Source organism: Kribbella sp. HUAS MG21 (genome assembly GCF_040254265.1).
In the GTDB taxonomy this organism is placed as follows: domain Bacteria; phylum Actinomycetota; class Actinomycetes; order Propionibacteriales; family Kribbellaceae; genus Kribbella.
The window spans coordinates 1,054,946-1,067,320 of sequence record NZ_CP158165.1; the positions used below are offsets into that span (position 1 = coordinate 1,054,946).

The following is a 12,375-nucleotide window of genomic DNA, read 5'->3' on the forward strand; positions in this document are numbered from 1 at the left end:
CGACACCACCAGACGCGCGCGCCGCCGAAGGCGGCCAACAGGCAGCCGCCGCGAAGCGGTGTCCTTTGGACCGGATCCCCGGTGTCCTTTGGACCGCTTAGAACGTGTCGGCGGGGACGTATACGCCCCAGACGGCCCGCAGTGTGTTGCAGACCTCGCCTACCGTTGCGCGGGCTTTCAGGGCCTGTTTCATTGGGTAGAGGCAGTTGTCGTTGCCCTCGGCAGCTTTCTTCAGCGCCTCCAGGGCCTCGTCGACCGCCGTCTGGTCGCGGGTGGTGCGGAGGTCGGCGAGTCGGGCCGTTTGCTGGGCCTCGATGGCGGGGTCGACCCGGAGCGGTTCGTACGGCTCCTCCTCGGCGATCTTGAACTTGTTCATACCGACCACGACCCGCTCACCCGAGTCGATCTGTTGCGCGATCTGGTACGCGGACCGCTCGATCTCCTGCTTCTGGAAGCCCTTCTCGATCGCCGCTACCGCGCCGCCGTACTCCTCGACCTGGTCCATCAGCTCGACCGCGGCCGCCTCCACCTCGTCGGTCAGCGACTCCACGACGTACGAGCCGGCGAAGGGGTCGACGGTCGCGGTCACGTCGGTCTCATACGCGAGCACCTGCTGCGTACGAAGCGCGAGCCGCGCAGCCTTCTCGGTCGGCAGTGCGATCGCCTCGTCGTACGAGTTCGTGTGCAGCGACTGCGTCCCCCCGAGTACGGCGGCCAACCCCTGGACTGCGACCCGTACCAGGTTCACCTCCGGCTGCTGCGCCGTGAGCTGCACGCCCGCGGTCTGCGTGTGGAAGCGCAACATCAACGACTTGGGATTACGCGCACCGAACTCGTCCCGCATCACCCGCGCCCAGATCCGCCGCGCGGCCCGGAACTTCGCGACCTCCTCGAGGAACGTCGTACGCGCGACGAAGAAGAACGACAGCCGCGGCGCGAACTCGTCCACGTCGAGCCCGGACGCGACCGCGGCCCGTACGTACTCGATCCCGTTCGCCAGCGTGAACGCGATTTCCTGCGCGGGCGTCGCACCGGCCTCGGCCATGTGGTAGCCGGAGATGGAAATCGTGTTCCAGCGCGGCAGTTCCGCCTTGCAGTACGCGAAGATGTCGCTGATCAGCCGCAGCGATTCCTTCGGCGGGTAGATGTAGGTGCCGCGCGCGATGTACTCCTTCAGTACGTCGTTCTGGATCGTGCCGGTGAGCTTGTCCCCGGACACGCCCTGCTCCTCGGCCACCAACTGGTAGAGCAGCAGCAGCACCGACCCCGGCGCGTTGATCGTCATCGAGGTCGACACCTGGTCCAGTGGGATCTTGTCGAACAGCACCCGCATGTCGTCGATCGAGTCGATCGCCACCCCGACCTTGCCGACCTCGCCGTGCGCGATCGGGGCGTCGGAGTCGTACCCCATCTGGGTCGGCAGGTCGAACGCGACCGACAGCCCCATCGTGCCGTGGTCGATCAGCTGGTGATACCGCTGGTTCGACTCGGCCGCCGTACCGAACCCGGCGTACTGCCGCATCGTCCACGGCCGCTGGGTGTACATCGTCGGGTACACGCCCCGGGTGTACGGAAACTCCCCCGGCTCGCCGAGCTTCGACGACGGGTCGAACCCGTCGAGCGGCCCGTACACCGGCGAGAACTCGAACCCCGACTCGCTGCGATGACTCATCCCCCCACGGTATTCCGAACCACCGCCGCACTGGTATGCACCAGCGCACGTCCCCGGTGTGTGCTCGGGCACATGCGCCTAGTTCTGGCCCTCCCAGCGGAAGGCGAGTGCCTGCGGGGAGATGTACTCGTGGATGTCGCACGCCAGGTCGGTCAGGGTGTCGGCCAGTTCCTGGTCGGCGAGACGGCCGGGAGCCATCACGCAGAGCTGGGCGCGGTAGTTGTCGGACTGGCAGACGATCACGACGCGCTCGGCCCGGCGGTCGCCGGCCAGGAAACGCGTCAGCTCCGGGGTCAGGAACGCCTTGGCGAAACCGGGCTGCGGGGTGCCGGTCGCGAACAGGGCGTCGTACGACGGATCGCCGGTGAGGTACTCGTCGTCGAAGCGCGGCTGCACGCCTGGCGGGACGAGCGCCTTCGAGGCCGTCATGCAGACCGGCCAGACCCACGGTACGTCGATCTTCACCACGACCGCCCACTGCTTCTGCTGCCACAGCTCCGCCAGGTGCTCGTACCGCTCGATCTGATGCCCGCGGTACTCGAGCTTCTGCAGGAACGCGATGGCCCCGGCCGGCGGCTCGCCGAGCAGTTCGGGCGGCATCGTGGAGATCGGCCCGGCACCGGGCGCACCGGACTCGAGTGCGAAGGCAGGGATCAGCTCCAGCAGCTTGCCCGCGAAGTCGCCCAGCTCCCGGAGGACCTTCGCGTCGGTGACCTTCCCCTCCCGCCAGACGACGAGCGTCCTTCCCTCGATCCGGACGTACGGCGGATCCGGAGCGTCCAGCAGCAGCGCCATCACCCGCGGGTTCACCACGTCGTGCGCGAATTTGACGTCCGCGCCCTTCACCCGGAATTCCTGGTTGAAGCGGCCGCTTTCGAAGTCGATGCCTCCGCCGAGCGCGGAACGCCGTACGGAAACCGCAGGAACGGAGGTCGGCAACTCCACCACAGCGGCCGCGCAGACCCCGCTGCGCAGGCCGCTGGCGCCGGTTTCCTTGCCCTGCGGCAGGTCCGGCATGTGGTACCAGCTGAACTGCATCAGCAGTGCCGGACGTTCCGAAATCGTGTTCCCGGACAACAGGTCCTGGATGTCGCGGCTGGTTCCCTGGTCGAACGGCGCTCCGGGAAAACGCTTGAGGAGCTCGTCCGTACCCGTCGTGTACCGCCAGCCGTTCCGCGTCCCCCACCAGCTGATCGAACGCTTTCCCTGATCCCGCTCGACAGCCCGCCCGGCCCACCACCACAGCGCGGCGAAACCGCCGACTCCCGCGACCACGATCAGTATCGCGGCGACGATCCCCAGAGTTCGCATGCGACTAACCAAGCACAGCCCGGTGGCAACCTGAAGGACACTTCAAGGCCCTGCAGCCGTCGCCAGGGCATCGACGCCCTGTCACGAGAGTGTCGCCCAGGGTTCATGGTCGGTGAGGAACCTTCGAAGTGTGCGAATCGTGATGGTGGCCGAGACCTTCCTGCCGCAGATCAATGGCGTGGCGAACACGGCTCGCCACGTCGCCGACCGGCTGCGTGCCCGCGGGCACGACCTGCTGATCATCGCCCCCGGCCCGGGCCCGGACAGCTACGGCGACGTCGCCGTCCTGCGGGCGCGGAGCTTCCGTACGCCGGGCTACAAGGAGTACCCGGTCGGGCTGCCGGATCCCTCGATCGAGCGCGCGATGGCCGAGTTCAAGCCGGACCTGGTGCATCTCGCCTCGCCGTTCATCATCGGCGCCTACGGGCTCCGCGCGGCCCGCAAGCTCGGCGTACCGACGGTCGCGATCTTCCAGACCGACATCGCCGGCTTCGCCCGTCAGTACCCCTGGTACGCCGCCGCGGACCGCGGCATCTGGCGCTGGGTACGGCGGACGCACTCGCGCGCCGACCGCACGCTCGCGCCGTCGTCCGCGTCCGTCGACGCCCTGGTGCAGGGCGGCGTACCGCGGGTGCACCTGTGGGGCCGCGGCGTGAACCTCGACCTGTTCGACCCCGCGCACCGCGACGAGGCCTGGCGCCGGCAGCTCTCGCCCGACGGCAAGCCGATCGTCGGGTACGTCGGCCGGCTGGCGGCCGAGAAGAAGGTACGGCGGCTCGCCGAGCTGACCGATCTGGACTGCCGGATCGTGATCGTCGGCGACGGCCCCGACCGCGCGGCCCTCGAGCACGCGTTGCCGACGGCAACCTTCCTCGGGATGCGCCGGGGCGCCGACCTGGCGTCGATCTTCGCGGGGCTGGACGTGTTCGTGCACACCGGCGAGCACGAGACGTTCTGCCAGACGATCCAGGAGGCGCAGGCCTCCGGCGTCGCCACCGTCGGACCGGCGGCGGGTGGTCCGCTCGACCTCATCCAGCCCGGCGAGAACGGGCTGCTCTTCCAGCCCGGCGTACCCGGATCGCTGCGCGCCGCGGTCAAGACGTTGCTCGACCACCCGACCGCCCGCGGGCTAATGGCCGCGAGCGGCCTGCGGCGCGTGCAGTCGCGGACCTGGCCGGCCGTCGTCGACGACCTCATCGACCACCACTACGCCGAAGTACTCCGGGACGCCGCGGCCGTCCGGCGGGTCGCATGACCGGATTGCGGATCGCCCAGCTCGCGAACTTCGTCGGGCCGACGTCCGGCGGGATGCGGACCGCGATCGAGCACATCGGCCAGGGGTACGCCGAGGCCGGCGCCGACCGGATCGTGATCACGCCGGGCGAGAAGGACGTGGTGATCGAGACCGAACTCGGCACCGTGGTCCGGGTGAAGGCGCCGAAGGTGAGCGGCGGCTACCGGCTGATCACGAACCCGTGGACCGTGATCGACATCCTGAAGAAGTTCCAGCCGACCACGGTCGAGATCTCCGACAAGTCGACGCTGCTCCCGGTCGCGCGCTGGGCCCGCAAGAACGACGTCGGGACGGTCCTGTTCAGCCACGAGCGGCTGGACGCGATGCTCGCGCTCGGCGCGGCGCGGCCCGGTCAGCTCGGCGGGAACGACGTACTCCGCCCCGGCCGGATGCTGGGCGAAGGCACCCAGTGGTGGGGGCCTGACGGGGTCAAGTACAGCCAGCTCGGGATGGTCGCGACCGTCGCCGCGCTGTACAAGATCCTCGGCCGGACGTACGACGCCGTCGTGGTGACCTCGCGCTACGCGGCGGCCGAGTTCGACGAGGTGACGACGCCGCTGGTGCGGATCCCGCTGGGCGTCGACCTCGACACGTTCCACCCGTCGCTCGGTGAACCGGCGGACGACGGCGTACTGAAACTCGTCCACGCCGGCCGGCTGTCCCGCGAGAAGAGCCCGCACCTGGCCGTCGCCACGGCCGCCGAACTGCACCGCCGCGGCGTGAACCTGCGGATGGATGTCTACGGCACCGGCCCGCACCTCGACGAACTGGTCGAGATCGCGGGCGACGCACCCGTCACCTTCCACGGGTACGTCGACGGCCGCCGGACGCTCGCGAAGCACCTCGCCGAGGCCGACATCGCCCTGTCCGTCTGCCCCGGCGAAACCTTCGGCCTGGCCGTCCTCGAAGCCCTCGCCGCCGGCACTCCGGTAGTCACCGCCAACACCGGCGGCGCCCGCGAACTCGTCGACGAAACCTGCGGCCGCTGGGCCCCCGCGAACCCGTCAGCCCTGGCGGACGCGGTCCTGTCTCTCGCAGCCCACCCCAACCGCCGCCGAGCCGCCCGCCACCGCGCCGAGCTCTACACCTGGCAAACCTGCGTGGACCGCATGCTCGCCCTCCACACCAGACTCACCCACTCCCGCCTCGCTGCGTAACCGGCACCGCCTCAAGTCAGGTGGTCGTAGTCGCCGCGGGTCCAGGCTGCGTGCCGGTCGGCGGAGCGGCGTACTACAGACTTGGCGTCGACCGGGATCGAGGCGCCGAAGTTGTTGTAGAGGCGGTCGTACTCGAAGCCGTCCAGCGAGCGTGCGACGCGGTCGACGACTGCCCCCGAGAGGGGGATGCGGTTCGGGTAGCTGCGCATGAAGCTGACCGAGGTGCGGTCCGGGTTGGCGAAGATGGTGTCGCCGGACAGGATCACGCCCTTGCCGTCGGCACCGTTCGCCCAGTGCACCACCGCGCTGCCGGGGAAGTGGCCGCCGGGCTGGATCAGCGTCACTCCGGGTAGCGGCTTCAGCTCGCCGGACCAGGTGCGGATCACCGGGTCCTGGCGCGCGACCCACTCCTTGTCGGCCTCCGAGACGTAGACGGGTACGTCGCCGAGGCGGTGGCTCCACTCGACCTGGACGCCGTACATGTGCGGGTGGCTGGCGATGATCGCCACCACCTCGCCCAACGCGCGGACCCGGCGTACGGCGTCGTCGTCGAGGTACCCGATCGGGTCCCAGAGCAGGTTGCCCTCGGGTGTCGTGAGCAGCATCGACTGCTGCCCGATGCCGACCGGCGGCTTCGAGCGGACGCCGTACAGGCCGGGCTCCACCTCGTCGATGGTCACCTCGGTGCCGGCCGCGGCCAGCTCCTCGAGCGTGGTCCAGTGCTGCCCGTCGGCGGGCACCCACTGCCGCTCGTCGGCGCAGATCGCGCAGACCTCCACCTGCTCGGAGTGCTCGACCGCACAGGTCGCACAGATCCAGAAACTCACCGTGTTCTCCTCCTCGGTTCCGGCGTCGCCGCGAGTCTTCGCGCTCAAGCCCGGTTGAAGTCAAGTGCATCGGCGGCTCACCGTCGAGGGCCACTCCGGCGGCTCCTTCGTGGACCACTTGCGAGAGCGATGTCACACCTGACAGGACCTTTCGGGTCTCCCGGCGGGACTAGCATCGAACCGGCCTGGTTTTCACCCGGCCGAGCCTCGGTGCCGTTGCCAGAACGCCCGGCAGCCGCACCCGCTCTGTTCCGAGATCCGATCGGAGGGTCGGTTTGCCCAGCAAACCAGCCGGCACGCTCTACCGCGGCCGGGAGGGCATGTGGTCATGGGTCGCGCACCGGATCACCGGTGTCGGGATCTTCTTCTTCCTGCTGGTGCACGTGCTGGACACGGCGCTCGTCCGGGTGTCGCCGGAGGCCTACAACGAGGTCATCGGCACCTACAAAAACCCGCTCGTCGGCCTGCTCGAGGTCGGCCTGGTGGCGGCGATCCTGTTCCACGCGTTCAACGGCGTCCGGCTGATCCTGGTGGACTTCTGGGCCAAGGGCCCGCGCTACCAGCGGCAGCTGATGATCGGCGTCGGCGCGCTCTGGGTGGTCCTGTTCGTGCCGTTCGTCATCCGCCATCTGACCCACGTGTTCGGAGGCTGAGATGACCGACATCGCCGCACCGCGCAGCAGCAGCAAGGCCCGCTCCCTCAAGGGCGGCGGCCGGAACCGCTCCGGCCAGACGAACTTCGAGCTCTACAGCTGGCTGTTCATGCGGCTGTCCGGGCTCGCCCTCGTGGTCCTGGTGCTCGGGCACCTGTTCGTGAACCTGATGCTCGGCGACGGGATCAACGCGCTCGACTTCGGTTTCGTGGCCGGCAAGTGGGCCAACCCGCTCTGGCAGGTCTGGGACCTGCTGATGCTGTGGCTGGCGATGTTGCACGGCACCAACGGCCTGCGCACGATCATCAACGACTACGCCGAGAAGGACCAGACCCGGTTCTGGCTCAAGTCCACCCTGGTCACGGCCGCGATCGTGATCGTGGTCCTCGGCACCCTGGTGATCTTCACCTTCGACCCCTGCCTCGACCCCAGCAGCACGCTGTCGGTCTGCACCAATAAGTAAGGACATCATGCAGGTCCACCAGTACGACGTCGTCATCGTCGGCGCGGGTGGCGCCGGGATGCGCGCGGCCCTCGAGTCCAGCAAGCGCACCCGCACCGCCGTACTCACCAAGCTCTACCCGACCCGCTCGCACACCGGCGCGGCCCAGGGCGGCATGTGCGCCGCGCTGGCGAACGTCGAGGAGGACAACTGGGAGTGGCACACCTTCGACACGGTCAAGGGCGGTGACTTCCTGGTCGACCAGGACGCCGCCGAGGTGATGTGCAAGGAGGCCGTCGACGCGGTCCTCGACCTGGAGAAGATGGGTCTGCCCTTCAACCGGACGGCCGAGGGCAAGATCGACCAGCGGTTCTTCGGCGGGCACACCCGCAACCACGGTGAGGCCGTCGTGCGGCGGTCCTGCTTCGCCGCGGACCGTACCGGTCACATGATCCTGCAGACGCTCTACCAGCAGTGCATCAAGCAGAACGTCGAGTTCTTCAACGAGTACTACGTTCTCGACCTGCTGACGACCGACGGCAAGGCGAGCGGCGTGGTCGCGTACGAGCTGGCCACCGGCGAGCTGCACGTGTTCAGCGCCAAGTCCGTGATCTTCGCGTCCGGCGGTTTCGGCAAGGTGTTCCGGACCACGTCCAACGCGCACACCCTGACCGGTGACGGGATGGGCATCGTGTGGCGCAAGGGCCTGCCGCTGGAGGACATGGAGTTCTTCCAGTTCCACCCGACCGGCCTCGCGGGTCTCGGCGTACTGCTGTCGGAGGCGGCCCGCGGTGAGGGCGGCATCCTGCGGAACAAGGACAACGAGCGCTTCATGGAGCGCTACGCGCCGACCGTGAAGGACCTGGCGCCGCGGGACATGGTGGCCCGCGCGATGGCGAACGAGGTCCGCGAGGGCCGCGGCTGCGGTCCGGACGGCGCGTACGTGATGCTCGACCTGACGCACCTGGAGCCCGCGCACATCGACGCGAAGCTGCCGGACATCACGGAGTTCGCGCGGACGTATCTGGGCGTGGAGCCGTACACCGAGCAGATCCCGGTGTTCCCGACCGCGCACTACGCGATGGGCGGCATCCCGACCAACATCAAGGGCGAGGCGCTGGCCAACAACGACGACGTGATCCCGGGCCTGTACGCCGCGGGCGAGGTCGCCTGCGTCTCGGTGCACGGCGCGAACCGGCTCGGCACCAACTCGCTGCTCGACATCAACGTGTTCGGGCGGCGGGCCGGCATCGCCGCCGCGGAGTACGCCGCCACGGCCGAGTTCGAGGAGCTGCCGGAGAACCCGGAGTCGTACGTCGTCGACCTCGTCGAGGGCCTGCGCAACTCCACCGGCGAGGAGCGGATCGCCGCGATCCGGGCCGACCTGCAGGCGACGATGGACCTGAACGCGCAGGTGTACCGCACCGAGGGCTCGCTGAAGCAGGCGCTGGTCGACATCGAGGCGCTCAAGGAGCGGTTCAAGAACGTCGGCGTCCAGGACAAGGGCCGGCGGTTCAACACCGACCTGCTGGAGGCCGTCGAGCTCGGCTTCCTGATCGACCTGGCCGAGGTACTCGTGGTCTCCGCGCTGGCCCGCAAGGAGTCCCGCGGCGGCCACTTCCGCGAGGACTACGACAAGCGCGACGACGTGAACTTCATGCGCCACACGATGGCGTACCGCGAGGTCGATGCCGACGGCAACGTCAACATCCGGCTCGACTACAAGCCGGTCGTGCAGACCCGCTACAAGCCGATGGAGCGCAAGTACTGATGGACGTCAAGGTCAAGATCCTCCGGTACAACCCCGAGGTCGTCGACGAGGCCGAGTGGAAGACGTACGCCGTCACGCTGCAGCCGACCGACCGGGTGCTGGACGCGCTGCACAAGATCAAGTGGGAGCAGGACGGCACGCTGACGTTCCGGCGGTCCTGCGCGCACGGCGTCTGCGGCTCGGACGCGATGCGGATCAACGGCCGGAACCGGCTGGCCTGCAAGACGCTGATCAAGGACCTGAACCCGGAGAAGGAGATCACCGTCGAGCCCATCAAGGGCCTGCCGGTGCTCAAGGACCTGGTCGTCGACATGGAGCCGTTCTTCGACGCGTACCGCTCGGTGATGCCGTTCCTGGTCACCAGCGGCCACGAGCCGACCCGGGAGCGGATCCAGTCGCAGGCCGACCGGGACCGTTTCGACGACACCACCAAGTGCATCCTGTGCGCGGCCTGTACGACGTCCTGCCCGGTGTTCTGGTCCGACGGCCAGTACTTCGGTCCGCAGGCGATCGTCGGCGCGCACCGGTTCATCTTCGACAGCCGTGACGAGGGCACCGAGCAGCGGCTGGAGATCCTGAACGACAAGGAAGGCGTCTGGCGCTGCCGCACCACCTTCAACTGCACCGACGCCTGCCCGCGCGGCATCGAGGTCACCAAGGCGATCCAGGAAGTCAAGCGGGCGCTGATCTTCCGCCGGGTGTGAGCCTGCCCCGGTTCTCGCATAAGATTCCACCGCCGACCTGACCCTGCCTCGCGGGGACACCTGTGCCTTGGGGGGTGACTGTGGAGCCGCGTCTGCGGGAGCTGTCCGACCGCTACTACCGCCGTACGGTGGAGCTGTTGGAGCGCTGCGGCCTTCCCCGCGGTATGCCGCCGTTCCTCGTGCTCGGGGTGCTGGCGGCGACGACCTCCATCATCCTCGCGCTGGTGCAGCTCTCGAGCCAGGAGGCCCCGGCCGCGAAGCCGCTCGGCATCACGCCGGCGGCCGCCGGGGCGCCGGGGACCAAGGTGGTGAACTCCGAGCGCGCCCAGGTGCTGTCGATCACGATGGTCACCCGGAACCGCTGGGCGGCCGGCTGGTCCGACTGCACCACCGGCCCGAACTGCAAGTACGCCGCGGTGATCGACCGCGACGGCGCCCGCGCCACCGCGCCGGAGTGGCCGGTGCCGTACGCGACGCTGCAGGCCGGCAGCGAGGCGATCGCGGTCGCGCCGCCGCTCGAGGGCACGCTGACCGGCGACCCGACCATGATGTTCCGGCTGACGTACGACGGCCCGCTGCTGACCCGGCTCCGGTACCGGCTGCCGACGACGACGTTCGCGCCGAACGAGATCCTCACCGACCGGGTGGTGCCCGGCCGGATCGTGGTGGTGAACCCGGAGGAGTCGACGGTCCGGATGCTGGAGACCCGCGGCACCCGGTCGCCGGTGTGCGACGGCTCCGGCCGCTGCTGGATGCTGAGCGGGATCGGCCGCACCGACATCGTCTGGACCGACGACGGCGGCAAGACATGGGGCGCACGGTCGCTCGACACCCACAACCAGCTCGGCCGCCTCGCGGTCAGCCCGGACGGCCGGACGCTGCTGACGACGGCGGTGACCGTCGGCGCGAACGGGCAGACCGTGTCGAAGATCCAGCTCTCGACCGACCGCGGCGCGAACTGGACGACGGTGAAGGGTGCCCCGCCGACCCTGAAGACCGACCCGATCGCGTTCGACGACGGCACCGCGCTGCTGCTCGGCGGCCGCCCCGGCGACCGCCCGCGGCTCTACCGGGTCCGCGACGACGAGGCGAAGCTGGACCGCGGGTACCCGGGCGACCTCGCGGACCTCGAGGGCGACCAGCAGCTGATGTACGGCTTCGAGGTCCCGAAGCGCCGTACCACCGAGGTCGTCCTGAGCACCGACGCCGGCGCGACCTGGACGAAGTTCGCCCCGCGTTAGTGGTGTTTCGCCGCGCCTTTCAGGGTTTTGTCGACGGCGTTCCTAGGCCCGTAGAACGCGATTCCGACCAGGTCGAGCTCACCGGTCGCGACCGCCTTCACGGCGGCGCGGTTGTCGTGGTCGTTCCCGGTCGCGAACAGGTCCTGGGTGAACACCGAGTGCTCGATCCCCCGCCCGAGCGCCCGCTCGTGCGCCGTGACCATGAACTCCTTGGCCCCCTCGAACACCATCACCGGCTGCCGGAACATCGGCAGATACCGCACCCCGTCGGCATCCTCGTACGGCTCCCCGACGACCTCGGGATGCGTCCCCGCAATCCCACTCACCAGAAACGCAGTCACATTCAACCGCTGCCAGACGGCCAGATCGTCCCGCAACAACACAGCAATCTTCGTATCGAACTTTTCCACGTCCCGAGTTTCACCGCGGGCCGCGGCGGCGGTCTTGTACGTTCTAAACCGGCTCAGCAGTACGGCGGGTTCGAGGTGACCGCCGTACAGACGCGGAGGAACAGGTTGAACAGGCGGTAGAGCTGCAGCATGTCTGCTTCCACCACGACTGTGCGGTCGTCGCGGCGGGTGACGCCGGGGATGGCGGTGAGGTGGGAGGTTACCGAGGCGGATTGCCAGCGGACGGCGAGGGTCTGCTGGGTGGGTGGGGTTTCGGGTGTGCTCAGGCCGGCTAGGGCTTGGGCGGTCGAGGTTTCGATGGCTTCGCGGGCCTCGGCGACCGGGACCAGTTGGGCGGCGAAGCGGTCCTTGGCGTATTTGACCGGGACTGTGGCGACGGCCGGGTCCCAGGCCTTCATCTCGTCGCAGGCGGTGTCGTCGCCGGTCAGGACGGCTACGGGGACGCCGTACGCCGCGGACGCCGCGTGGAAGAGGCCGATCTCGCCGGTGGGGCGGTCGTCGAGCCAGATGTCCTCGATCTCGTGGCCCATGAAGCTGTGGCTGAGGACGCCGAGGATGCCTGCGCGGGCGTGGAAGCCGACGCAGAGCGCGGCGTCGTACTCAGCGGTGAGGCCCTCCATCATGCCCATCGGCTTCGGGCGGCCCTTGATCAGGCGGGCGCGCGGGTCGAGGAGGTCGGGGAGCAGGTTGCGCATCGGCCCGTGGGCGTCGTTGACGAGTACTTCGGTGGCGCCGGCGGCGTAGGCACCGCGGACAGCGGCGTTGACGTCCTCGGTCATCAGTACCCGGGCCCGCTCGTAGTCCCGCCCCGGCGGCTGCACGTCCTCCGCGTCGACGACCCCGGTGACGCCTTCCATGTCCGCACTCACGTAGACCCTCACAGGGAGCAGCGT

Annotated in this window: 12 protein-coding genes; 7 read left to right on the forward strand and 5 right to left on the reverse strand. The window is 69.1% G+C overall.

The genetic code is table 11. The annotated features are described in order from the left end of the window. Window positions 1–97: 97 nt before the first annotated feature. A complete protein-coding gene (locus ABN611_RS05105; protein WP_350278603.1) occupies window positions 98–1,672 on the reverse strand; it encodes a methylmalonyl-CoA mutase family protein in 1,575 nt (524 codons plus the stop codon). Window positions 1,673–1,750: 78 nt separating this feature from the next. Further along, window positions 1,751–2,983, reverse strand: a complete 1,233-nt coding sequence (locus ABN611_RS05110; RefSeq protein ID WP_350278604.1) for a hypothetical protein — start codon at window positions 2,981–2,983, stop codon at window positions 1,751–1,753. Window positions 2,984–3,113: 130 nt separating this feature from the next. Between ABN611_RS05110 and ABN611_RS05115 the strand changes: the two genes are divergently transcribed. Both ABN611_RS05115 and ABN611_RS05120 read left to right on the forward strand, forming a co-directional pair. Continuing rightward, the gene (locus ABN611_RS05115) at window positions 3,114–4,238 is read left to right on the forward strand and encodes a glycosyltransferase family 1 protein (RefSeq protein ID WP_350278605.1); all 1,125 of its coding nucleotides are present in this window, start codon (window positions 3,114–3,116) and stop codon (window positions 4,236–4,238) included. Continuing rightward, window positions 4,235–5,434 (forward strand): glycosyltransferase, encoded by a 1,200-nt coding sequence (locus ABN611_RS05120; protein WP_350278606.1) that lies wholly within the window; start codon window positions 4,235–4,237, stop codon window positions 5,432–5,434. The genes ABN611_RS05115 and ABN611_RS05120 overlap by 4 nt, the downstream gene beginning before the upstream one ends. A gap of 11 nt (window positions 5,435–5,445) precedes the next feature. Here ABN611_RS05120 and ABN611_RS05125 read toward each other — a convergent pair whose 3' ends face one another. After that, window positions 5,446–6,261, reverse strand: a complete 816-nt coding sequence (locus tag ABN611_RS05125) for an MBL fold metallo-hydrolase (protein WP_350278607.1) — start codon at window positions 6,259–6,261, stop codon at window positions 5,446–5,448. A gap of 275 nt (window positions 6,262–6,536) precedes the next feature. Here ABN611_RS05125 and sdhC point away from each other — a divergent pair, with 275 nt between their 5' ends. The 5 genes from sdhC (at window position 6,537) to ABN611_RS05150 (ending at window position 11,072) form a co-directional block, all read left to right on the forward strand. Further along, window positions 6,537–6,914, forward strand: a complete 378-nt coding sequence (gene sdhC, locus ABN611_RS05130; protein WP_350278608.1) for a succinate dehydrogenase, cytochrome b556 subunit — start codon at window positions 6,537–6,539, stop codon at window positions 6,912–6,914. A gap of 1 nt (window position 6,915) precedes the next feature. After that, on the forward strand, window positions 6,916–7,377 hold the full coding sequence (locus tag ABN611_RS05135; RefSeq protein ID WP_350278609.1) for a succinate dehydrogenase hydrophobic membrane anchor subunit: 462 nt from the start codon (window positions 6,916–6,918) through the stop codon (window positions 7,375–7,377). 7 nt (window positions 7,378–7,384) lie between these two features. Beyond that, window positions 7,385–9,127: a succinate dehydrogenase flavoprotein subunit gene (sdhA, locus tag ABN611_RS05140; RefSeq protein ID WP_350278610.1), complete on the forward strand. Its 1,743-nt coding sequence runs from the start codon at window positions 7,385–7,387 to the stop codon at window positions 9,125–9,127. Beyond that, window positions 9,127–9,831, forward strand: coding sequence for a succinate dehydrogenase iron-sulfur subunit (locus tag ABN611_RS05145; RefSeq protein WP_167217328.1), 705 nt, complete (start codon window positions 9,127–9,129; stop codon window positions 9,829–9,831). Before sdhA ends, ABN611_RS05145 begins: the two co-directional genes overlap by 1 nt. Before the next feature lie 80 nt (window positions 9,832–9,911). Continuing rightward, complete coding sequence (locus tag ABN611_RS05150) at window positions 9,912–11,072, forward strand: hypothetical protein (RefSeq protein WP_350278611.1); 1,161 nt, start codon at window positions 9,912–9,914, stop codon at window positions 11,070–11,072. Here the strand turns inward: ABN611_RS05150 and ABN611_RS05155 are convergent. Continuing rightward, entirely contained in the window at window positions 11,069–11,482 is a 414-nt protein-coding gene (locus ABN611_RS05155) for a DUF2000 domain-containing protein (RefSeq protein ID WP_350278612.1), read from the reverse strand. The genes ABN611_RS05150 and ABN611_RS05155 overlap by 4 nt on opposite strands. A gap of 53 nt (window positions 11,483–11,535) precedes the next feature. Beyond that, entirely contained in the window at window positions 11,536–12,363 is an 828-nt protein-coding gene (locus ABN611_RS05160; RefSeq protein ID WP_350278613.1) for a M55 family metallopeptidase, read from the reverse strand. Window positions 12,364–12,375 lie beyond the last annotated feature (12 nt).